We start from the raw sequence: 22,293 nt of genomic DNA, 5'->3' as shown, positions 1-22,293 counted from the left end.
ATAGTTCCCTGGGAGTGCTTCCAATGCCCGAGAAAATACTTGCGACGATGAAGCGGCTCAATCGAGCAGTAGCAATGCTGATTGGTGTTCTGCTCTTGACATGTGTCGTGTTCATCATCGCTGAAATCATGATCAGGCAGTTGGGAGGCACTCTCGGCGGAACTGATGAAATAAGTGGCTACGTCATGGCTGTTGTGACGTCCTGGGGTATGGGATTTGCCCTGCTCGAACTCAGTCACATTCGGATCGATATTCTCCGGGGGCGTGTCAACGCCCTCGGACGGTCCCTCTTCGACCTGTTCTCTCTGTTCGTCTTGTCGAGCACCGTCACCGTGATTGCCATCAGGTCTTGGCCTGTCGTTGAACGGTCAATCATAAACAGTTCGCGCGCCAATACACCGCTGGAGACACCTCTGGCACTGGTTCAACTACCGTGGTTTGCGGGCTGGCTTTGGTTTGCCGTCATCGCATGGCTCACGTTGGTCGCCGCAGTCATGCTGGTCTTGCGCGGTGAATTTGAAAAATCCGAAGCTGCTGTCGGGATCGTCGGCGAAGAAGACGCGGAGATCCACACATGATTTGGTCAATTTCAGTCGGCCTGCTGGCCCTGCTTTCGCTCTCAATCCCTGTTGGGATCGTGTTATTCCTCCTTGGTTTCGGAATCGACGCATTCTTCAGCCCTTTTCCGCTGACCAAAGGACTCGGAAACTTGGTCTGGTCGACATCAAACAATGCCACATTGATCGCCATTCCATTCTTTGTCTTGCTCGGTGAGATCCTGGTCCGCAGCGGTATCGCCAACAGAACTTACGCCGCGCTGGACCGTTGGGTGTCTTGGATGCCAGGGGGGCTGGTCCACGCGAATGTGGCTACCTCGACGATGTTTTCGGCCATTTCGGGCTCGTCTGTCGCGACGGCCGCGACCGTCGCAACGGTCGCCATGCCACAGGCTGAAAAGCTCGGGTATGACCCAAAGCTCTTCTCAGGGGCCATCGCCGCTGGTGGTACACTTGGCATCATGATCCCGCCATCAATCAACCTTATCGTCTACGGTTTCCTGACGCAGTCATCTATCCCGCAACTTTTTCTCGCGGGTCTCATGCCAGGTCTTTTGCTTGCGGTGGGCTTCATGCTCATCACTGTGCTCATTTGTATGATCCGACCCGAATTGGGCGGTGTTCGACGGGTGTTCCCGATCGCCGAGATGATCCGCGGACTTTTTCAGCTCATCCCCATCGTCATCCTTTTCGGTGCTATCATCGGGACCATCTACATGGGGTGGGCCACTCCGACAGAGGCAGCGGCAGTTGGTGTTGCAGGCGCAGTGCTCATCGCAGCAGCCTTTGGTGGCGTTTCAATCAAGATGATCAGTGAGAGCATCGTTGGCACCATCAAGATCACCTCCATGATCATGCTGGTTATCATTGGGGCGTCTTTCCTGAACTTCACACTGGCCTCGGCCGGTCTGGGCGCGGAACTTCAGGCTCTGCTCAATGGGCTTGGGTTTTCACCATTGATGACCATGCTGGTGATTGTCTGCATGTACATTGTACTCGGATTTTTCATCGAGACCTTGTCGCTGATGGTTGTAACGATCCCGATCATCGTGCCCCTGGTCACGGCGCTTGGGTACGATGTGATTTGGTTTGGGATAATGATGATCGTTCTCGTTGAAATGGCTCTTATCTCACCCCCGGTCGGCTTGAACCTCTATGTCGTGCAAGGCGCACGTAAGAGCGGGAAACTGAGCGACGTGATGCTGGGTACCATCCCGTTCGTCTTTGTGATGCTGCTTATGGTAGCGGCCTTACTCGCGTTCCCTCAGATCGCTCTCTACCTTCCGGAATCCATCCAGCGATAACCGCGGCCCTAAGGGGCCGCATTTCACCAAAGAAAACATGCCAGGCAGTTGCCCGGCAAACAAAGGAGCTATGCCATGTGGCAATTTTGGGTCGACCGAGGCGGTACGTTTACCGACATCGTCGCACGAAAACCGGACGGAACGCTTCAGTCCCATAAACTACTTTCCGAAAACCCCGAGCGTTACAAAGACGCGGCAGTTCAAGGGGTCCGAGAAATTCTAGGCTTGGACGCGGACAGCCCTATCCCCGAAGGCACGATCGATGCAGTCAAGATGGGGACAACCGTCGCAACCAATGCGCTTCTGGAACGCAAAGGCGATCGGACAATCCTGCTCATCACAAAAGGAATGAGAGACTTGCTGCGCATCGGCTACCAGAACCGGCCGCGCTTATTTGATCTGAACATTCAGTTGCCTGAGCTGCTCTATGAAGAGGTCATTGAAGTTGAAGAGCGCGTCGATGCCGATGGCAATGTCATCGAACCCTTGAACCTGCGTCAAGTCCGCGACGCGCTGTCTCAGGCCTACGGGCGCGGGTACCGCTCTGTCGCGGTGGCACTGATGCATGGCTACAGATTCCACGACAACGAGCTAAAGATCGGCGAGATGGCAAAGCAATCCGGCTTCACCCAGGTCTCGCTTAGCCACAAGGTTAGCCCGCTGATCAAGCTTGTCTCCCGTGGGGATACAACCGTTGTGGATGCCTATCTGTCGCCAATCCTTCGCCGATATGTTCAGCAAGTCAGCGATGCGCTTGGTGCCACACGCGGTGGATGTAGGTCCTTGATGTTCATGCAGTCCAATGGTGGGTTGACCGATGCAAACCTGTTCCAAGGTAAGGATGCAATCCTATCTGGCCCTGCTGGCGGCGTGGTCGGTATGGTGCGCAGTGCAGAAGCCCTTGGTTTTAACAAACTCATCGGTTTTGACATGGGCGGCACTTCTACCGATGTCTGCCACTATGCGGGAGAATTCGAACGTTCCTTTGAAACCGAGGTCGCAGGCGTGCGGATGCGAGCACCGATGATGAGCATCCACACTGTTGCAGCTGGCGGTGGCTCGATCCTCAGCTTCTCAAACGGACGCATGCAAGTGGGTCCCGAGAGCGCCGGTGCAAACCCAGGCCCGGCTTCATACCGCCGTGGCGGCCCGCTTGCCGTAACCGACTGCAACGTTTTGCTTGGCAAGCTTCAACCAGATCACTTCCCGCATGTGTTTGGCCTCAATGGCGACGAACCGCTGGACGTGGCGGTCGTGCGTGAGAAATTTACAGCGCTTGCCAAAGAAATATCGGCAGAAACCGGGGAACCAGAGCGCAGTCCGGAACAACTTGCCGAAGGTTTCCTGCGCATCGCCGTGGAAAACATGGCAAATGCGATCAAGCAGATCAGTGTTCAGCGCGGCTATGATGTGACCCAATACACCATGAACTGTTTTGGTGGTGCGGGGGGGCAGCACGCCTGTCAGGTTGCGGATGTCCTGGGCATGGAGAGTATATTCATTCACCCGTTTGCGGGCGTTCTCTCAGCATTCGGTATGGGGTTGGCGGATGTACGTGCCCTGCGGGAATACCAGTTTGCGCAGCCCATCAAAAATATCTCTGAAGCGGAGACTGTTCTGAAAGGGCTGGATGCTGAAACGCATAACGAAGTTCTGGAACAGGGTGTATCCAAAGAGGCGATTCAAATTGTTCGCACAGCTCATATTAGGACCGATGGCTCACATCAGACCCTGGACGTTCCTTTTGGAACCGTCGAGGAGATGCGTAAAGGATTTGAGGAAGCGCACGAGCAGCGCTTCGGCTTTGTGCCGGACTACAATCAACTAATCATCGACCTTCTGACATCAGAATCCATCGGATCCACTGGCGAAGATGTAACGCTTCCTGTCAATGAAGAAGGGCGTGGTAAGAACCTGAACGCCTCCATGTATAGCAATGGCCGTTGGCAAGATGTTCCAATGGTGGATCGAACCGCCTTGACCATTGGTGACAAGGTCACCGGACCAGCAATCATTTTTGAGCCCACTGGGACCAATGCCATCGAAGATGGTTGGCAAGCAGAATGCCGCGAAGGTGGCAACCTTGTGCTGACGCGGATTGTGCCATTGGAACGCAAAGAGGCGATTGGCACGACGGTCGATCCAGTAATGCTTGAGGTGTTTAACAACCTGTTCATGTCGATTGCCGAACAAATGGGGGCAACTTTAGCCAACACCGCTTATTCGGTAAACATCAAGGAACGTTTTGATTTTTCCTGTGCGATCTTTGATGCCAACGGCGACCTGGTGGCCAATGCACCACACGTGCCTGTCCACCTTGGGTCCATGAGCGGCAGCGTCAAATCTATCCTCAGCGAAAACACAGACAAGATCCGCCCGGGCGATGTGTTCATGATGAACAATCCCTTTAATGGCGGCACACACCTGCCGGATGTCACAGTCATCACTCCGGTGTTTGATGCCGATGGGAAAAACATCATCTTCGTCACAGCATCCCGCGGTCACCATGCAGATATTGGTGGCAAAACCCCGGGTTCAGCCCCGCCAGACAGCAAGACCATTGATGAGGAAGGTATCCTGATCGACAACTTCCTGCTGGTGGATCGCGGCACTTTGCGCGAAGCAGAAGCGCGCGCTTTGCTGGGCAGCGGACCATATCCCTGCCGGAACATCGATCAGAATATGGCTGATCTGGCAGCGCAGGTGGCTGCAAATGCCACGGGCGTCAAAGAGTTGCAGAATATCGTAGAGCAGTTTGGGCTTGGTGTCGTGCACGCCTATATGGGCCATGTGCAAGACAACGCCGAAGAAAGCGTACGCCGGGTTCTGGATGTTCTAAAGGATTGCTCGTTTGAATATCCACTGGACGGTGGTGCAAAGATCTGTGTCAGCATTTCGGTGGACCGAGTCGAGCGCAAGGCGATCATCGATTTTGAAGGCACCTCTGATCAGAGTCCTTTGAATTACAATGCTCCTTACTCGATTTGCCGCGCAGTTGTTCTTTACGTTTTCCGCACGCTGGTCGGGTCCGATATCCCGATGAACGAAGGTTGCATGAAGCCGCTGGAGGTTCGAATGCCAAAGGGCTCAATGATCAACCCGGAATTCCCAGCTGCGGTGATCTCAGGTAATACCGAAGTCAGCCAGGCCATTGCCGATACGCTATATGGTGCTCTGGGTGTTATCGCCGGCTCGCAGGGCACTATGAACAACTTCGTTTACGGGAACGATGAATATCAAAACTATGAAACGATCTGCGGTGGCACAGGCGCAGGGGATGGTTTTGACGGGGCCAGTGCGGTGCACAGCCATATGACAAACACCCGCATGACGGACCCGGAGGTTCTGGAAACTCGGTTCCCGGTGCGCGTGGATGAATTCTCGATCCGGCAGGACTCTGGCGGCGCGGGGGAAACCACGGGCGGCAACGGGATTATCCGCAAGCTGCGGTTCCTCACTCCGATGACCGTCACGGTGCTGTCTTCGCATCGGGAAACCGTGCCCCATGGCGCAGCAGGTGGTGAACCGGGCAAACCCGGTGAAAACTCGGTTAAGCGCAGCAACGGGGATGTCGAAATGCTGAAAGGGAATGATGAAACTCAAATGGGGGTCGATGACGTCTTCATCATGAAAACCCCAGGCGGAGGCGGCTTTGGCACCGCAAAGGCATCTTTGATGCCCCGCCTGCTGGGGGCCATCCGATGAGTCGTGCGTTCTTGCCTGATGTGAATGCCATATTTAACGACATAGCATCCACAATCGATTTGCCAGAAGGGCTGGATGAGAAATAATCCGCATCTGCCACGCGACCTATGTGACCCGCTTCGGTGTGCGGCTGCGTGGCAAAATGCACTCCTTTACAGGGTGGCGCGCGGTGCATTCCACCCAAAACCCTCCGGCAAAGGGCGGCATCCGATATTCTCCGGATACCGATCAGGAAGAGGTTGAGGCGCTGGCGGCGCTTATGACTCATAAATGTGCTTTGTTGGGGCCGCCGTTCGGCGGCTCCAAGGGCGCCCTGCGGATCGACCCACGCCACCGGGAAGAACATGAGCTGGAAAAAATCACCCGGCGCTTTGCCCAGGAATTGATCCGCCATGGGTTCCTGAACTCAGGCATGAATGTTCCGGCACCCGACAGGGACACCAATGAACTGACCATGATGTGGATCGCCGATGAATACCGGCACCAGAAGCCCGAAGATATCAACGGCCTGGCCTGTGATACCGGCAAACCCCTGGGGGGGGGCAGCGGGATTGAAGGCGGCACCTATGCGCCAGATGGAGCAGAGGCGCTGCACGATGAATGTGATATTCCGATCCCAGTCGCATTCGCACGGAAGGTGGCTTAAACGAGCACCTGGGGCGGCACTAAAACGTGACAGGTCCAACACGGGCCGCATCGCAGAATTATTTTTGCTGCAACCGCGAGAGATTGCTGTGTAAGCACTGGCTGCATTAGCAAAAGTCGGGTCCGTCCCGCATTGTGTCAGCTCACCGGCTGCAAAACCTCGCAGTCGCAGCGAACGGTCGGCTGCGGCGCAGCAGAAACCCTCGGCTGGTTGCGTCAAATGACCGACTTTGCAACGCACACTATCCGCGCTTTTCTGCCGTTCGTGGGTCGTGCAGGATCGGTCAGCATGACCTCAGAGCAGACCAGCAGGACTTCCTGCCCCAGCAGAACAGTTGGCGCCAAGTTTCACCGTATGAGGCATCGCTGAGCGACACGATGCAACAGCAGCTACAGCGCCAAGCCGCCCTGCCAGACCTGCTGCAGCTCCAGCGCGTCGTTCAGATGCAGCACATCGGCGCGCGCGCCGGGTTGCAAGCGCCCCAGATCGGGCCGCCTGATCAAATCCCCCGGCCGGCTCGTGGCCATCTCCAGCGCCGTCTCCAACGGCAGATCGCAGGTCTCGACCAGGATCTGCACCGCCGTTGCCAGCTCCAGATGGGCGCCCGCAAGGGTGCCATCAGCCAGCGTCAACCGATTGCCGTCACGGCGGATTTCGCGACCATTCAGGGTAAAGCGGTCGATATCGGAGCCGCCGGTGGCCATGGAATCGCTGACCAGGAACAGTTGCCCGGGCCCGGTCTTGGCCGCCAGCGCCGCCCGCATGGATGCCGGGTGCACATGCACCGCGTCCGCAATCAGCCCCGCTGACAGCCCGCCAAGATCAAGGGCGGCGCCGACAACACCGGGTTCGCGATTGCCAAGCTGGCTCTGGGCGTTGAACAGATGGGTGACGCAGCGCGCGCCTGCCGCAACCGCCGCCACGCAATCGGCGTGGCTCGCATCGGTATGACCCAGCGACACCAGCACACCAGCCTCGCTCAACCGGCGGATCTGCGCCGGCGTCGCCGCTTCGCAAGCCAGGGTCACCTTCAGCACCGGCAACCGGGTGGCCGCTGCGCATAGCATCTCCAGATCGGTCTCGCTCATCGGGCGTATCAAAGACGCATCATGCGCGCCCTTGCGCGACACCGCCAGATGCGGCCCCTCCAGATGCAGCCCGATGATGCCCGGAACCACGGCGGCAATCGCGGCGTCCACGGCGTCGATGGCGCGGGCGACGAAATCCGGCGTATCGGTAATCAGCGTCGGCAGGATCGAGGTCGCGCCAATCTGCGCATGGGCCGCTGCGATGACCTGCAACTGCTCCAGCTCGGGCGCGTCGTTGAACATCACCCCGCCGCCACCGTTGACCTGCAGGTCGACAAACCCCGCCGTCAGGATCCCACCGGTCAGCTCCGTCACCTCCGCCCCCTCGGGTAGTTTGCCGACGGGCAGGACGGCCGCGATCTGGTCGCCGCGCAGGACCAGCGCGCTGTCCTCCTCCCAGCCCACCGGGGTCAGGATGCGGGCACCGGTCAGGGCACGCAGCGGTTGCCGGTCGCCGGTCATACCGTTTCCGTCACTTTTTTCAGGTGGCGGGGCGCATCGGGGTCAATCCCGCGCGAGGCGGCAAAGGCTTCAACCATCGCATAAAAGGACACGATCAGGCTGATCGGATCGGTCAGCGCATGGTCCGTGCGGATATGATCCACCCGCCGCGCCGCCGTCACCTTGTCGCTGGTGGCAAAGACCTGCGCGCCCTTGCCCGCGATCTGATCGGCGATACCCGCCAGCGCGTCCTCAGCGGCATCCGCCGCCGCAAAGCCCAGCACCGGGAACCCCTCTTCCACAATAGACACCGGCCCATGCAAAACCTCCGCCGAGGAATAGCTCTCCGCATGAAGCTGGCAGGTTTCCTTGAACTTCAGCGCCGCCTCATTCGACACCGCCAGCGCCTGACCACGCCCCAGCGTGAACAGCGATGACCGCGCGCCGATGGCCTCGCGCACCTCGGGCCAGTCAATGCGGCAGGCGCGCTCCAACTGCTCCGGCAAGGCGTGCAGCGCCGCAAGCACCGCCTGATTGCGATCCCATTTGGCCAGCAGCCACAGCCCCGCCACTGCCGAGGTGACAAAGGTCTTCGTCGCGGCCACGCTTAACTCGGGCCCTGCGTGAATATCCAGCGCATGGTCCGACGCAGCCGCCAGCGGCGAGGCGGGATCATTGGTCAGCGCCACCGCCAGCGCCCCGTCACGGCGCGCGCTTTCCGCCATCGCCACGATGTCCGGGCTTTTGCCCGACTGCGACACCGCCAGGCTCAGCGCCCCCTGCAGCCGCAACGGCGCCTTGTAGATCGACGCGACCGACGGCCCGACCGAGGCAACAGGCACCCCCAGCAGGATCTCGCTGGCATATTTCAGATAGGTGCAGACATGGTCGGACGATCCGCGTGCCACCGTCACCATAATATTCGGATCAAGGCGGCGCACTGCCTCGGCCACCGCGTCAATATCCGCCTCGCCCTGGCTCAGCAGCCGATCCACGGCGGTCGGGATCTCGTCGATCTCGCGACGCATCTTGGTGATATCTGTCATGGTTCCCTCCTCAGGGTCGCCAGGTTAGCTCGTCCCCAGCCGCAGCTCGGCGACAAAATCATAAGCATCGCCGCGATAGATCGAGCGGGTGAACTCCACCACGCGACGGTTGCGCAAGTAAGACGTCCGCACGATGCTTAGGCCCGCCATTCCCGGCTCCACCCCCAGCAGCTGCGCCTCATACTCCGGCAGGTTGATCGCCGAAATCCGCTGCAAGGCCCGCACCGGGCGGCTGCCGGTCTGCTCCAGCACCTCATAAAGCGACCCCCGGACTGCCTGCGGATTGGGCAGGATATCCACCGGAAGCGAGGCCCGCTCGATCGCCATCGGGCGCCCATTGGCACGCCGCAGACGGGCAATACGCGCAACCGCCTCCCCCGAGGTCAGCGCCAGCGCCATCACCTCCTCCGGCGAAGGGGTATGGATACCGCGTTCCAGCCATTCGACGCTGGTGTCATAGCCGCGCCGCTCCATGTCCTCGGTAAACGAGGTGAGCTGCGACAGCGATTGCTCCACCTTGGGCGTGCCATCGGACACAAAACTCCCCGAGCCCTGCCGCTGCACCACGATGCCCCGATCCACCAGATCCTGCATGGCGCGGCGCACGGTGACGCGCGACAGTCCGGTCAGCGTTGCAATCTCTCGTTCGGCGGGCAAGGGCGCGCTCTTGGGCAGCAGCCCGGTCTCGATGCCGTCCTCGATACGCTGGCGCAGCCGCACATAGCGTGGCCCGGCGGCGTCCTCCAGCCAGGCGGCCGGTTTCAGGAATTCCTCGACCGTCATAGCGCCTCCTGCCGGATCTCGCGGGCAAAGCGGCGCGCCAGCTCCAGCGCCCCGTCCAGCGGCGAGCCCTCCGGCGCCTGCAGGTACTCCGCCACATCCGCAGGCAGATAGGCGGCGTATTGCGCCGCCACACCGCCGATATGATAAACCGGTTCCTCCGGCCGACGTCCCAGCGCCTGCAACCCGTGGCACAGATACTCCGCGCCTTCGGCCATCAGCCGCCGCCCCACGGAATCGCCCGCAGCGGCAGCCTGCGCCACCCGCGGCGCATAGGCGCCAAAGGCCGCCGGACGCGCGGTCTGGGCAAACCGGACAATCTCGGCAGTCTGATTGGAAAAATCCCTGAGACAGCTGCGCAGCAGCGGCGTCATCGGCTCGATCCCTTCGGCCGCCTGTAGCGTCAGCTGCAACACACGCCGCCCCAGCCAGCCGCCCGAGGCCTCATCGCCAAGAACCGCCCCGTGACCACCAATAAGCGTGACCTGCCCCGCCACCTGACGGCCCAGAAATGACCCGGTGCCGACACCGATCAGACAGGCAGTGCCCTCGCCAAGCGCCCCGACAACCGCAGGCATCCGGTCATCTTCGACCCGGATATGCCGATGCGGCAGGGCCGAGGCGACAAAGGCTGCCGACCCGGCATCAATCACCCCCGCCAGCCCTGCATAGACCGGGATCTGGTGAAAAGCCTCATCGTCAAGGCCCGCCTGACGTTGCAGATCGCCCAATCCCGCGCGCAGCGTCTCAACCGCAAGCTCGGGCGCGGTATAGACATTGGCGCTTCCCCCGGTGACCACCAGCCGGCGCGGCGACGCCCCGCAGCTCTTGGGCGCGGAGGTATCAGGCAGATCAGCCGCAGGATCGCCCGCCCCCAGCAGGACAAAGCGACAGGAGGTCCCCCCTCCGTCCACGGCGATCAGATATGGAAAGCACGAGTCAGTCATGCAATACCTATAAGATACCTTTTAACCAAAAGAAAGACCTATCGGCCGCAAGTGTTGACACCACAGTAGATAACTCCTTGAAAAACCTACACCAGACCAAGAAAATAATTAAATGGTAGACAAGTGGTATTGTATAGGTATTAAATACTTCTCATTCACCTGAGGGGGAGGAATCACATGGCATCGACCAGCGAACAACCGTCCGCAGCACGCATATCGGCGCCCACCGATGCGCAGACGGAAACGCTGCACCCCCGCGCCAGGGGGCTCGATCTGCGCGCCGATGCCGATATCCTCGACACGCTTCTCGACGGGCAATCGCGCGCACTGGCAGCTGTAGACAGCGCCCGCCCCGCCATCGCCGCAGGCGCCGCTCTGCTGACGGAATGCCTGCGCAACGCTGGTCACCTGCACTATGCGGCGGCAGGTTCCTCGGCCCTTATGGCGCTGGCTGATGGCGCCGAACTGCCCGGCACATTCGGCATCAGCGCCGATCAGATCTCCATTCACATGGCCGGCGGCATCCCATCCGACGGGCGGATGCCCGGCCATACTGAAGATGACAGCGCGGCCGGCAGCAAGGCTGCCGCCGCAGTGACCGCAGGTGATGTGGCGATCACCCTTTCCGCCAGCGGCACCACGCCATTCCCGATCGGCTTTGCAAAAACCGCACAGGCGGCCGGCGCCAAGGTCATCGCGATCGCCAACAACGCCGACACGCCACTGCTGCAACTGGCCGATGTGGCAATCTGCCTGCCAACACCGCCGGAGGTCATCGCAGGCTCCACCCGCATGGGCGCCGGAACCGCGCAGAAGGCCGCGCTCAACATGATGTCGACGCTGGCAGGCATCCGGTTGGGGCATGTGATGGACGGTATGATGGTCAATCTGATCGCAGATAACGCCAAGCTGCGCCAACGCGCGATCCGCATAGTCTGCACCCTCACACAGCAGGACGCCGAGGCCGCCGCCCGCGCGCTGGATCAGACCGGCGGCGCGGTGAAAGCCGCCATTCTGCTGTTGCAGGGTGCGGCCTCCCCCACTGCGGCGGACACGCTGCTGCGCCATAACAAGGACAACCTGCGAGCCGCGCTCGCACAGGTGTAACGGTCGGCCACGCGCCACCCAAGAGGTCACCAAGACCCTGATTTCAAATACCAAACATGCAAACTGGGAGATACAGAATGACACGCAAACTCTTTACCCTCGCGCTGCTCGGCTCGACCGTGCTCGGCGGCGCAGCCGCTGCCGAAGACGTCACGCTGACGATTGAGAGCTGGCGCAACGATGACCTCGCCCTCTGGCAGGACAAGATCATCCCCGCCTTTGAGGCCGCCAACCCCGGCATCAAGCTGAAGTTCACCCCCTCTGCCCCTGCGGAATATAACGCCGTGCTGAACTCCAAACTGGATGCGGGCAGCGCCGGCGATCTGATCACCTGCCGCCCCTTTGATGCTTCGCTTGGTCTTTATGACAAGGGCCAGCTGGCCGATCTGTCCGATCTTGAGGCGATGAGCAGCTTCTCCGATGTGGCGAAATCCGCCTGGCAGACAGATGACGGCTCCGCCACCTTCTGCGTGCCGATTGCTTCGGTGATCCACGGCTTCATCTACAACAAGGACGCCTTTGCCGAGCTGGGCGTGGACGTACCGGAGACCGAAGACGAGTTCTTCGCGGCGCTGGAGAAAATCAAACAGGACGGCAATTACATTCCGCTGGCGATGGGCACCAACGACCAGTGGGAAGCCGCCACCATGGGCTATAACAACATCGGCCCGAACTACTGGAAAGGCGAGGAAGGCCGTCTTGCCCTGATCGCAGGCGAGCAGAAACTGACCGACGAGCAGTGGGTCGCCCCCTATGAGACCCTGTCGAAATGGGGTGCCTACATGGGCGACGGCTATGAAGCCCAGACCTATCCCGACAGCCAGAACATCTTCACCCTGGGCCGCGCCGCGATCTATCCAGCAGGCAGCTGGGAAATCTCCGGCTTCAACACCCAGGCCGATTTCGCCATGGGCGCCTTCAAACCGCCAGTCAAAGCGGCGGGCGACACCTGCTACATCTCGGATCACACCGATATCGCGGTGGGCCTGAATGCCGCCTCCCCCAATGCAGAAGCTGCCAAGACCTTCCTGAACTGGGTCGGCTCGCCTGAATTCGCCGCAATCTACGCCAACGCGCTGCCGGGCTTCTTCTCGCTGTCAAACCATGAGGTCGCGATGGATGATCCGCTGGCGCAGGAATTCGTCTCCTGGCGTGGCGAGTGTGAGAGCACCATCCGCTCCACCTATCAGATCCTGTCGCGCGGCACACCGAACCTCGAAAACGAAACCTGGGGGGCCTCCGTTGCCGCGATCAAGGGCACCAAGGCCGCTGCTGATCTCGGCGCTGAACTGCAAGAGGGTCTGGCCAGCTGGTACGAGCCGCAGAAATAAGCGCGCCGCGATCTGACTGACCACAGACTCAGGCGTCCGGGCGGCCTCACGCGGCCCGGACCCGTCGACAGATGGGACACATCATGCAAAACACCCCTCATAAACCGCGCAGACGCTGGCATATCGCCGTTTTTCTGGCGCCCGCTGTGCTGGTCTATACGGCCATCATGATCTTCCCGCTGTTCAATACCCTGCGGCTCGCGCTCTATAGCGAAAGCGACCAGATCCGCCAGTTCGTCGGCCTCGCCAATTTTCAGACCCTGTTCGGCAACCCCAACTGGTCGGAACAGTTCTGGAATGCGCTTGGCAACAATTTCTGGTTCTTCATCGTGCATATGCTGGTGCAGAACCCAATCGGGGTGGCGCTGGCGGCGATCCTCAGCCATCCCCGGCTCCGGTTTGCCGCACTCTATCGCACCGCGATCTTCGTGCCGACCATCCTCAGCTTTGTCATCGTCGGCTTCGCCTGGAAACTGATCCTCTCGCCGATCTGGGGCATCACGCCGGACCTCCTGGACGCCATTGGCCTGAAGTGGCTGTTTGCCCCCTGGCTGGGCAAGGAAGACTACGCGCTGACCACACTGGCGCTGATCTCTGTCTGGCAGTTTGTCGGCATCCCGATGATGCTGATCTACGCCGCCCTGCTGTCGATCCCCGAAGAGGTGATCGAAGCCGGCGAGGTTGATGGCATCACCGGCATGTCCGCCTTCTGGAAAATCAAACTGCCGCTGATCCTACCCTCCATCGGGATCATCTCGATCCTGACATTTGTGGGCAACTTCAACGCCTTCGACCTGATCTACACCACCCAAGGCGCACTTGCCGGGCCGGATTTCTCGACCGATATCCTCGGCACCTTCATGTATCGCACCTTCTTCGGGTTTCAGCTGCAACTGGGCGATCCGCATATGGGGTCCGCCATTGCCACCGCCATGTTCGCGATCATCCTGATCGGTGTCTGCATCTATCTCTTCGGCATCCAGACCCGTCTGCGCCGCTACCAGTTCTGAGGATCCGATGATGCATAAATCCCGCTCAAACCCGTTCAACAGCATCCTCGCCCACGGTGCGCTGATCACCTACACGCTGATCGCCCTGTTTCCGGTGTTTGTGATCCTGGTGAACAGCTTCAAAACCCGCAAAGCGATCTTTCGCGAGCCTCTCGGCCTGCCGACATCCGACACATTCTCGCTGGTCGGCTATCAGACCGTCCTGAAGCAGGGGGATTTCTTCCTCTACTTTCAGAACTCGATGATTGTCACAGTGGTGTCGCTGGCGCTGGTGCTGCTGTTTGGCGCCATGGCCGCCTTCGCCCTCGCCGAATACCGGTTCAAGGGCAATATGCTGCTCGGCCTGTACCTCGCCCTTGGCATCATGATCCCGATCCGCATCGGCACCGTCGCCATTCTGGAGCTGATGGTGGACACCGGGCTGGTCAATACGCTGACTGCGCTGATCCTCGTCTATACCGCGCAGGGTCTGCCGCTGGCGGTGTTCATCCTGTCGGAATTCATGAAACAGGTGAGCGATGATCTGAAGAACGCCGGCCGCATCGACGGGCTTTCGGAATACACCATCTTCTTCCGCCTCGTGCTGCCGCTGGTGCGCCCGGCCATGGCCACCGTCGCCGTCTTCAACATGATCCCGATCTGGAACGATCTCTGGTTCCCGCTGATCCTTGCCCCGGCCGAGGAAACCAAGACGCTGACATTGGGCAGCCAGGTCTTCATCGGCCAGTTCGTGACAGACTGGAACGCCGTGCTCTCGGCGCTGTCGATGGCGATCCTGCCGGTCATGGTGCTCTATGTGATCTTCTCGCGCCAGCTGATCCGCGGTATCACCTCAGGAGCGGTGAAATGATCCGACATATCACACTATGCGCTCGTCTGGCAGCAGTGCCGGGCTGCGTCGGGCCAGCCCCCCGGAGCGGCAGTCTTCAGCCGCTTGTTGGCCCGGCGCTCAGCCTGCCCTCTCGCCATCGTCACAGCAGCCATCCTCACCACAGCGGAGGCCCCAAATGACCCGCGTACTGATCGCAGGCCTTGGCAATATGGGCTTTGCCCATGCGCTGGCTCACCACAATGACGAAACCGCGCAGATCGTCGGCCTCGTCAACCGCTCCGGCACGCCTGCACAGCCCCCCTTGCAGGACTATCCGGTATATAGCGATTTCCATCAGGCGCTGGCGCAGACCAAACCCGATCTGGTGGTCATCGCCACCTATTCCGACAGCCATGCCGCCTATGCCATTGCCGCAATGGAGGCCGGCGCGGATGTCTTCGTCGAAAAGCCGCTGGCCACCACGGTTGCCGATGCCCGCGCAGTGACCGACGCCGCCCGCCGTCTGGGGCGCAAGCTGATGGTGGGCTATATCCTGCGTCACCATCCCAGCTGGCAGCGCCTGATTGCCGAGGCCCGCGATCTCGGGCCCCCGTATGTGTTCCGCATGAACCTCAACCAGCAGTCCGATGGCCCTACATGGCAGACCCACAAGGCACTGATGCAGACCACTTCGCCAATCGTGGACTGCGGCGTGCATTATGTCGATGTGATGTGCCAGATCACCGATGCCACACCCCAGCGCGTCCATGGCATCGGCCTGCGCCTGTCGGATGAAATTGCCGAGGATATGTATAACTACGGCCAGTTTCAGGTGACCTTCTCTGACGGCTCCGTCGGCTGGTACGAGGCAGGCTGGGGACCGATGATGTCCGAAACCGCGTATTTCGTAAAAGACGTGATTTCCCCCAACGGATCCGTCTCGATCACCGAAACAGACAAGGCTGGCTCGGACGATGTCGATGGCCATACCGCCGTCGGCAGCCTGATCGTGCATCGCAGCACGCAAGACACCCCGGACCGCCGCATCGACCTGCCCGAGGAACCCGACCATCAGGCGCTCTGCGCTGCCGAACAGACCCATATGCTGCGGGTCATTGCCGAGGACATCGACATGGAGCGGCACATGCAGGACGCCGTTGCCTCGCTGGTAATCTGCCTGGCCGCCGACCAGAGCATCCGCAGCGGCGCGCCCGTTGACCTGACCACAGTACAGACAGAACGGACCGAGGCCGCGGCGACAGCGCCCACCTCGCCCTCTGCGAACCCGAAGACCTGAAGGATCCCCGCCATGACCGCCCTACAGCTTACCAATGTCTGCAAATCCTTCGGCCCGGTCGAGGTGCTGAAAGATATCAACCTCACCGTGGAGGACGGCGAATTCGTGGTCTTTGTCGGCCCGTCGGGATGTGGCAAATCCACCCTTCTGCGGGTGATCTCCGGGCTTGAGGACGCCACGGCGGGTGAGATCACCATCGGCGGCCAGACCGTCACCACCACGCCCCCCGCCAAACGCGGCATCGCCATGGTGTTCCAGTCTTATGCGCTTTATCCGCATCTCACCGTGCGCGATAACATGGCGCTTGCCCTGAAACAGGAACGCCAGCCCAAGGAGGAAATCGCCGCCCGCGTCGCCGAAGCCAGCCGGATGCTGTCGCTGGAGGACTACCTCGATCGCCGCCCCTCGGAACTGTCGGGCGGTCAGCGGCAGCGCGTCGCCATTGGCCGCGCCGTGGTGCGCGAACCCAAGCTGTTCCTGTTTGACGAACCGCTCTCCAACCTCGATGCCGCCCTGCGCATGAACACCCGTCTGGAAATCGCCCGCCTGCACCGTCAGCTGTCGGCCAGCATGATCTACGTCACCCACGACCAGATCGAAGCGATGACCCTTGCGGATAAAATCGTCGTGCTGCGCGACGGCCGTATCGAACAGGTCGGCACCCCGATGGAGCTTTACAACAATCCTGCCAACCGTTTTGTGGCGGAATTCATTGGCGCACCAGCCATGAATTTTGTCCCCGCCCCGCGTCTGGGCGGCAACCCCGGACAGTTCATCGGCATTCGCCCGGAATACGCCCGCATCAGCTCTGATGGCCCACTCACCGGCGAGGTGATTCACGTGGAAAAACTGGGTGGCGACACCAATATCCTGGTCGATATGGGCGAGGATCTGACCTTCACCGCGCGGCTCTTTGGCCAGCATGACACCAATGTCGGTGAGACCCTGCAGTTTGATTTCGACCCCGCCAACTGCCTCAGCTTTGATGAGGCCGGCCAGCGGATCTGATCCCAAGCCCCGCCTATCCGCAGTCACCACCGGTCAAGACGGCACTATTTGGGCTAGAGAGGCCAAACTGCTATATTAGGGCGTTACAAATACACATGTTAGCGCTAACTATACATCAGCGACGCCCTTGAGTGATTCGCAACAGGGCAGAGATACCCGAGGGAGACGGACGATGACGCAGACCCAGACGCAAACCTGGCACCTTCTGGCACAGCATCGCGCGCAGACTGCCGATGTGTCTCTTCTGTCCCGCTTTGACGCCCCGGATCGCTTTCAGGCCTTCTCGGCAGAAACCGACGGTCTGCTGTTGGACTATTCCAAAACCGCGCTCGACACCACCGCGCTCTCGCTTCTGGAGCGGATCACGGCCGAGGCCGGTCTTGCCGATCGCATCAGCCAGATGTTCCGTGGCGACAAGATCAACACGACCGAAGACCGCGCCGTGCTGCACACTGCCCTGCGGGCACAAACCGATGAACCGATCAAAGTCGATGGCGAGGATATCCTGCCGCCAGTGCGCCAGACCCTGCAACAGATGGAGAGCTTTGCCGAGGCGCTGCGCGATGGCAGCATCCGTTCCAGCACCGGCGCAAAATTCACCGATGTGATCAATATCGGCATTGGTGGCTCCGACCTTGGTCCAGCCATGGCAACACTGGCGCTGGCACCCTACCATGATGGCCCCTGCTGCCATTTTGTGTCCAACGTAGATGGCGCCCATATCGCCGACACGCTAAAAGCTCTGGATCCGCAGACCACATTGGTGATCATCGCCTCCAAAACCTTCACCACCATCGAGACCATGACCAATGCCCGCACCGCGCAGGACTGGCTGCGGGCCGCACTGGGGGATGACACCTCTGCGCATCTGGCCGCGGTTTCCACCGCGCGGGACAAAACCTCGGCCTTTGGCATTGCCCCCGAACGGGTCTTTGGCTTTGCCGATTGGGTTGGCGGGCGCTATTCGCTCTGGGGGCCGGTTGGCCTGCCGATCATGATCGCCATCGGGGCCACGAATTTCCGCCAGTTCCTGTCCGGCGCCGCAGCGATGGACCGCCATTTCCGCACTGCTCCGTTTCGTGAAAACCTGCCGGTGATGCTCGCCATGACCGGTATCTGGCACCACAATATCTGCGGCTACGGCAGCCGCGCCATTCTGCCCTATGACCAGCGCCTGTCCCGCTTCCCCGCCTATCTCCAGCAGCTGGATATGGAAAGCAACGGCAAGAGCGTCGCACTGAATGGCAGCCCGCTGCCACGCGATTCCGGTCCCATCGTCTGGGGCGAACCCGGCACCAACGGCCAGCATGCCTTCTACCAGCTGCTGCATCAGGGCACCCGCGTGGTACCTGCCGAATTCCTGATCGCCGCTGAGGCGCATGAGGGGGATCTGCCCCATCATCACCAGCTGCTGGTCTCCAACTGCCTCGCCCAGTCTGAAGCCCTGATGCTGGGCCGATCCCGCGAGGAGGCCCGCGCCATCGCTGCCAAACGTGGCTTTACCCGCGATGCGCTGGAACAGATGGCAGGCCACCTGTCCTTCACTGGCAATCGCCCTTCCGTCACCCTCGCCTACCCGAAACTCACCCCCTTTGTGCTGGGTCAGCTCATCGCGCTCTATGAACACCGTGTGTTTGTCGAAGGTGTGGTCTGGGGGCTCAACTCCTTTGACCAATGGGGTGTTGAACTCGGCAAGGAACTGGCCGTCAGCCTGTTGCCGCTGGTCGATGGCTCCGCCCCGGCTGAGGCTTATGAGGCCAAAGACGGCTCCACCCGGGGCCTGCTGTCGAAACTCACCCATCCGCACCCCTAGCCACCAACAAGACCGCCAATTTCCCCTTCGAGCTGTCAGAGAGAGAGCCATGGTTTCCCGCGTCATTCCCGTCCAGTCCTTTGACCTCGTGCTGTTTGGCGCGACCGGTGACCTTGCCCGTCGCAAGATCCTGCCCAGCCTGTTTCACCGCTTCCAGATCGGCCAGTTCTCCGACGATTGCCGCATTATCGGCACCTCGCGCAGCGAAATGGACCGCCACGGGTTTCAGGAGATGGTCGCCGACGCCATCCGCACCTATGGCCAGCCGGGCGAGACCAGCGACGACGAAATCGCCGCTTTTGTGGATCTGTTGCACTATACCGCCGTGGACGCGCGCGGCGACAACGGCTGGCAGGCGCTTGGCGGTCTGCTGCGTGACGATGCCATCCGCGCCTTCTACCTCTCGGTCGGGCCCAGCCTGTTCCCCGATATCGCGGGTCGCCTGCGCTCCACCGGAATCGCCACCCCCGACAGTCGTATCGTGTTGGAAAAACCCTTCGGCCATGATCTGGCCTCGGCTCAGGCGCTGAACGCCGCCCTGCGCGCCAATTTCGAAGAACACCAGATCTACCGGATCGACCATTATCTGGGCAAAGAGACCGTCCAGAACCTAATGGCCCTGCGCTTTGCCAATTCGCTGTTTGAACCCCTGTGGAACTCCTCACACATTGACCATGTGCAGATCACCGTCGCCGAAAGCATCGGCGTCAAGGGGCGCGGCGAATACTACGACAAATCCGGCGCAATGCGGGATATGGTCCAGAACCATCTGATGCAGCTTCTGTGCCTTACCGCGATGGAGCCCCCCGCCCGTTTCACCCCCAACGCTGTGCGCGACGAAAAGGTGAAGGTGATCGAGGCGCTGAACCCCGTTGCCCCGGATCAGATCGCCCGTGGCCAGTATCGCGGCCCGGAGGGGGACTCCTACCGTGAGCATGCAGGCAACCCTGCCAGCACCACCGAAAGCTTTATCGCGATGAAGGTGGAGGTTGCCAACTGGCGATGGGCCGGAACGCCGTTTTACCTACGCACCGGAAAATGCCTGCGCGCCCGCGAATCCGAAATCGCCGTCTTCTTCCGCGACCCGCCGCATAACATCTTTGCCGAGGACACCGGCACCGGCGGTATCAAGGGCAATGTGCTGGTGATCCGCCTGCAACCGGACGAAGGCATCACCCTGCGCACCACCATCAAGGACCCCGGTCCCGGCGGTATGCGCCTGACCGGTGCTAATCTCGACATGACCTTCGCCGACAGCCTGCCAGAGGCCGGCCGGCCGCAGGACGCCTACGAACGGCTGATCATGGATGTGATCCGCGGCAACCAGACGCTGTTCATGCGCGGCGATGAGGTCGAGGCCGCCTGGGCCTGGGCCGACCCGATCATCGCGGGCTGGACCGACCACAGCAATGACACCCCGCAGCCCTATGATCCCGGCAGCTCCGGGCCAGAGGATGCGCTGCTGCTGATGCACCGCGACAATCGCCGTTGGCGCGGCATCGGCTCCTGAGCCTGCCCGCCCTCGCTCCCGACACGATCCGACCAACCGGCACCTGACGACTGAAAGAGGCACCCGATGCGTTTGAACCAAACAGTCCGCGACGTCACAGACCGAATTATCGCCCGCAGCGCCAAACCCCGCGCCGCCTATCTCGACCGGATGCGCGCCGCCAAGGGCAAAGGCCCCGCCCGCGCCCATCTGTCGTGCAGCGGTCAGGCCCATGCCTATGCCGCCACCGGCGAGGACCAGATGTCCCTCGCCGAAGGCACCGCCGGACACCTCGGCATTGTCACCGCCTATAACGACATGCTCTCGGCGCATCAGCCGTTTGAAACCTATCCGCAGCGGATCCGCGACGCCGTGCGCCGCGTCGGCGGCACTGCGCAGGTGGCCGGTGGCGTCCCTGCCATGTGCGATGGCGTCACCCAGGGCGAGGCGGGCATGGAGCTCAGCTTGTTCTCCCGCGATACCATCGCCATGGCCACCGGCATCGCCCTTAGCCACAACGTGTTTGATGCCACCGTCTATCTCGGCGTCTGTGACAAGATCGTGCCGGGTCTGGTCATTGGCGCGCAGGTCTTTGGCCATCTGCCCGCCGTGTTCCTGCCCGCAGGCCCGATGACCTCCGGCATCTCCAACGATGACAAGGCCAAGGTCCGCCAGAAGTTCGCCGCCGGTGAAATCGGGCGCGACGAGCTGCTGAAATCCGAGATGGCCGCCTATCACGGCCCCGGCACCTGCACCTTCTACGGCACGGCCAATACCAACCAGATGCTGATGGAATTCATGGGCCTGCACCTGCCCGGCTCCTCCTTCGTCAATCCCGGCACCGACATGCGCGCCGCCCTGACCGAGGAAGGCGCCCGCCGCGCCCTCGCGCTCAGCGCGCTTGGCAATGATTACACACCGGTCTGCGACATCCTTGATGAACGCGCCTATGTGAACGGCATCGTCGGGCTGATGACCACCGGCGGCTCCACCAATCTGCTGATCCACCTGATCGCCATGGCCCGCGCCGGCGGCATCATTCTGGACTGGCAGGATTTCTCCGAACTCTCTGACGTGGTGCCGCTGCTGGCGCGGGTCTATCCCAACGGTCTGGCCGATGTGAACCACTTCCACGCGGCTGGCGGGCTTGGCTATGTGATCGGCCAGCTGCTGAACTCCGGCCATCTGCATCCCGACACCAAAACCGTGGCGGGCACCGGGCTGGACCGCTACACCAGCGAACCCTTCCTCACCGGCGAAGGTCTGGTCTGGAAACCCGGCTCCGGCGAGACCCTCAACGACAAGATCATTCGCCCCGCCAGCGCCCCCTTCCAGCCCACCGGCGGGCTCTCCCGCCTCTCCGGCAACCTCGGCACCGGCGTGATGAAGATCTCCGCCGTGGCCGAAGAGCACCGCATCGTCGAGGCCCCCGCCCGCGTCTTTCATGATCAGGAGGAGGCCAAAGCCGCCTTCAAGGCGGGTGAACTGGACAAGGGCGATGTGGTGATCGTGGTCCGCTTCCAGGGGCCAAAGGCCAACGGAATGCCGGAACTCCACTCGATGACGCCCTTCCTCGGCATCATGCAGGGGCGCGGCCAGAAGGTGGCGCTGGTCACCGATGGCCGCATGTCCGGCGCCTCGGGCAAGATCCCCTCCGCCATCCATGTGGTGCCAGAGGCGCTGGATGGTGGTCCGATTTCCAAACTGCGCGACGGTGACATGGTGCGGGTTGATGCCCTCACCGGGACGCTGGAGGTCAAGGCCGAGGGTTTTGACGACCGCGCCCCCGTGGTGGCCGACCTCTCCGCCTATCAGCACGGCACCGGCCGTGAGATGTTCGCACTGTTCCGCAATTCCGTCACCTCGGCCGACACCGGCGCCACCGTATTCTCGACCCTGATCGGAGACTGACC

The 22,293-nt window shown here is 61.1% G+C and carries 17 protein-coding genes; 13 read left to right on the top strand and 4 right to left on the bottom strand.

Going from position 1 to position 22,293, the window contains the following annotated elements:
- The first annotated feature begins 23 nt into the window (after positions 1 to 23).
- The 4 genes from VWZ87_RS18545 (at position 24) to VWZ87_RS18530 (ending at position 6,212) form a co-directional block, all read left to right on the top strand.
- The gene (locus tag VWZ87_RS18545) at positions 24 to 578 is read left to right on the top strand and encodes a TRAP transporter small permease subunit (RefSeq protein ID WP_416536603.1); all 555 of its coding nucleotides are present in this window, start codon (positions 24 to 26) and stop codon (positions 576 to 578) included.
- Positions 575 to 1,861: a TRAP transporter large permease gene (locus VWZ87_RS18540; RefSeq protein WP_416536602.1), complete on the top strand. Its 1,287-nt coding sequence runs from the start codon at positions 575 to 577 to the stop codon at positions 1,859 to 1,861. Before VWZ87_RS18545 ends, VWZ87_RS18540 begins: the two co-directional genes overlap by 4 nt.
- A gap of 75 nt (positions 1,862 to 1,936) precedes the next feature.
- A complete protein-coding gene (locus VWZ87_RS18535) occupies positions 1,937 to 5,566 on the top strand; it encodes a hydantoinase B/oxoprolinase family protein (protein ID WP_416536601.1) in 3,630 nt (1,209 codons plus the stop codon).
- 169 nt (positions 5,567 to 5,735) lie between these two features.
- Complete coding sequence (locus tag VWZ87_RS18530; RefSeq protein ID WP_416536982.1) at positions 5,736 to 6,212, top strand: Glu/Leu/Phe/Val dehydrogenase dimerization domain-containing protein; 477 nt, start codon at positions 5,736 to 5,738, stop codon at positions 6,210 to 6,212.
- Between the two features lie 389 nt (positions 6,213 to 6,601).
- Here the strand turns inward: VWZ87_RS18530 and nagA are convergent, their stop codons facing one another.
- From nagA to VWZ87_RS18510, 4 genes are read right to left on the bottom strand one after another with little or no spacing between them, the layout of a single operon-like run.
- On the bottom strand, positions 6,602 to 7,762 hold the full coding sequence (gene nagA, locus VWZ87_RS18525) for an N-acetylglucosamine-6-phosphate deacetylase (RefSeq protein ID WP_416536600.1): 1,161 nt from the start codon (positions 7,760 to 7,762) through the stop codon (positions 6,602 to 6,604).
- The gene (locus VWZ87_RS18520) at positions 7,759 to 8,787 is read right to left on the bottom strand and encodes an SIS domain-containing protein (RefSeq protein WP_416536599.1); all 1,029 of its coding nucleotides are present in this window, start codon (positions 8,785 to 8,787) and stop codon (positions 7,759 to 7,761) included. Before VWZ87_RS18520 ends, nagA begins: the two co-directional genes overlap by 4 nt.
- 24 nt (positions 8,788 to 8,811) lie before the next feature.
- Positions 8,812 to 9,570 carry a GntR family transcriptional regulator gene (locus VWZ87_RS18515; protein WP_340547440.1) on the bottom strand — a complete coding sequence of 253 codons (759 nt, stop codon included), beginning with the start codon at positions 9,568 to 9,570 and terminating at the stop codon, positions 8,812 to 8,814.
- Entirely contained in the window at positions 9,567 to 10,514 is a 948-nt protein-coding gene (locus tag VWZ87_RS18510; RefSeq protein ID WP_416536598.1) for a BadF/BadG/BcrA/BcrD ATPase family protein, read from the bottom strand. The genes VWZ87_RS18515 and VWZ87_RS18510 overlap by 4 nt, the downstream gene beginning before the upstream one ends.
- Before the next feature lie 177 nt (positions 10,515 to 10,691).
- Here VWZ87_RS18510 and VWZ87_RS18505 point away from each other — a divergent pair, with 177 nt between their 5' ends.
- The 9 genes from VWZ87_RS18505 (at position 10,692) to edd (ending at position 22,291) form a co-directional block, all read left to right on the top strand.
- Positions 10,692 to 11,621: an N-acetylmuramic acid 6-phosphate etherase gene (locus VWZ87_RS18505; protein WP_416536597.1), complete on the top strand. Its 930-nt coding sequence runs from the start codon at positions 10,692 to 10,694 to the stop codon at positions 11,619 to 11,621.
- A gap of 77 nt (positions 11,622 to 11,698) precedes the next feature.
- The gene (locus tag VWZ87_RS18500; protein ID WP_416536596.1) at positions 11,699 to 12,952 is read left to right on the top strand and encodes an ABC transporter substrate-binding protein; all 1,254 of its coding nucleotides are present in this window, start codon (positions 11,699 to 11,701) and stop codon (positions 12,950 to 12,952) included.
- An 83-nt stretch (positions 12,953 to 13,035) separates the two neighbouring features.
- On the top strand, positions 13,036 to 13,962 hold the full coding sequence (locus VWZ87_RS18495; RefSeq protein WP_416536595.1) for a carbohydrate ABC transporter permease: 927 nt from the start codon (positions 13,036 to 13,038) through the stop codon (positions 13,960 to 13,962).
- A 10-nt stretch (positions 13,963 to 13,972) separates the two neighbouring features.
- Entirely contained in the window at positions 13,973 to 14,812 is an 840-nt protein-coding gene (locus VWZ87_RS18490) for a carbohydrate ABC transporter permease (RefSeq protein WP_416536594.1), read from the top strand.
- A gap of 157 nt (positions 14,813 to 14,969) precedes the next feature.
- On the top strand, positions 14,970 to 16,070 hold the full coding sequence (locus VWZ87_RS18485; RefSeq protein WP_416536593.1) for a Gfo/Idh/MocA family protein: 1,101 nt from the start codon (positions 14,970 to 14,972) through the stop codon (positions 16,068 to 16,070).
- 12 nt (positions 16,071 to 16,082) lie between these two features.
- Positions 16,083 to 17,078 (top strand): ABC transporter ATP-binding protein, encoded by a 996-nt coding sequence (locus VWZ87_RS18480; RefSeq protein ID WP_416536592.1) that lies wholly within the window; start codon positions 16,083 to 16,085, stop codon positions 17,076 to 17,078.
- A gap of 172 nt (positions 17,079 to 17,250) precedes the next feature.
- Entirely contained in the window at positions 17,251 to 18,891 is a 1,641-nt protein-coding gene (pgi, locus tag VWZ87_RS18475; RefSeq protein WP_416536591.1) for a glucose-6-phosphate isomerase, read from the top strand.
- A gap of 49 nt (positions 18,892 to 18,940) precedes the next feature.
- The gene (gene zwf, locus VWZ87_RS18470; RefSeq protein ID WP_416536590.1) at positions 18,941 to 20,401 is read left to right on the top strand and encodes a glucose-6-phosphate dehydrogenase; all 1,461 of its coding nucleotides are present in this window, start codon (positions 18,941 to 18,943) and stop codon (positions 20,399 to 20,401) included.
- Positions 20,402 to 20,467: 66 nt separating this feature from the next.
- On the top strand, positions 20,468 to 22,291 hold the full coding sequence (gene edd, locus VWZ87_RS18465) for a phosphogluconate dehydratase (RefSeq protein WP_416536589.1): 1,824 nt from the start codon (positions 20,468 to 20,470) through the stop codon (positions 22,289 to 22,291).
- The last annotated feature ends 2 nt before the right edge of the window (positions 22,292 to 22,293 follow it).

The organism is Phaeobacter sp. JH20_37 (assembly GCF_048056015.1).
GTDB classification, from domain to species: domain Bacteria; phylum Pseudomonadota; class Alphaproteobacteria; order Rhodobacterales; family Rhodobacteraceae; genus Phaeobacter; species Phaeobacter bryozoorum.
The sequence above is the reverse complement of the archived record's forward strand: the minus strand, read 5'-3'. Positions and strand labels throughout refer to the sequence as shown.

Coding starts and splice junctions, on each gene's coding strand:
- VWZ87_RS18545 (WP_416536603.1), top strand. CDS start 24: ATGCCCGAGAAAATACTTGCGACGATGAAGCGGCTCAATCGAGCAGTA.
- VWZ87_RS18540 (WP_416536602.1), top strand. CDS start 575: ATGATTTGGTCAATTTCAGTCGGCCTGCTGGCCCTGCTTTCGCTCTCA.
- VWZ87_RS18535 (WP_416536601.1), top strand. CDS start 1,937: ATGTGGCAATTTTGGGTCGACCGAGGCGGTACGTTTACCGACATCGTC.
- nagA (WP_416536600.1), bottom strand. CDS start 7,762: ATGACCGGCGACCGGCAACCGCTGCGTGCCCTGACCGGTGCCCGCATC.
- VWZ87_RS18520 (WP_416536599.1), bottom strand. CDS start 8,787: ATGACAGATATCACCAAGATGCGTCGCGAGATCGACGAGATCCCGACC.
- VWZ87_RS18515 (WP_340547440.1), bottom strand. CDS start 9,570: ATGACGGTCGAGGAATTCCTGAAACCGGCCGCCTGGCTGGAGGACGCC.
- VWZ87_RS18510 (WP_416536598.1), bottom strand. CDS start 10,514: ATGACTGACTCGTGCTTTCCATATCTGATCGCCGTGGACGGAGGGGGG.
- VWZ87_RS18505 (WP_416536597.1), top strand. CDS start 10,692: ATGGCATCGACCAGCGAACAACCGTCCGCAGCACGCATATCGGCGCCC.
- VWZ87_RS18500 (WP_416536596.1), top strand. CDS start 11,699: ATGACACGCAAACTCTTTACCCTCGCGCTGCTCGGCTCGACCGTGCTC.
- VWZ87_RS18495 (WP_416536595.1), top strand. CDS start 13,036: ATGCAAAACACCCCTCATAAACCGCGCAGACGCTGGCATATCGCCGTT.
- VWZ87_RS18490 (WP_416536594.1), top strand. CDS start 13,973: ATGCATAAATCCCGCTCAAACCCGTTCAACAGCATCCTCGCCCACGGT.
- VWZ87_RS18485 (WP_416536593.1), top strand. CDS start 14,970: ATGACCCGCGTACTGATCGCAGGCCTTGGCAATATGGGCTTTGCCCAT.
- VWZ87_RS18480 (WP_416536592.1), top strand. CDS start 16,083: ATGACCGCCCTACAGCTTACCAATGTCTGCAAATCCTTCGGCCCGGTC.
- pgi (WP_416536591.1), top strand. CDS start 17,251: ATGACGCAGACCCAGACGCAAACCTGGCACCTTCTGGCACAGCATCGC.
- zwf (WP_416536590.1), top strand. CDS start 18,941: ATGGTTTCCCGCGTCATTCCCGTCCAGTCCTTTGACCTCGTGCTGTTT.
- edd (WP_416536589.1), top strand. CDS start 20,468: ATGCGTTTGAACCAAACAGTCCGCGACGTCACAGACCGAATTATCGCC.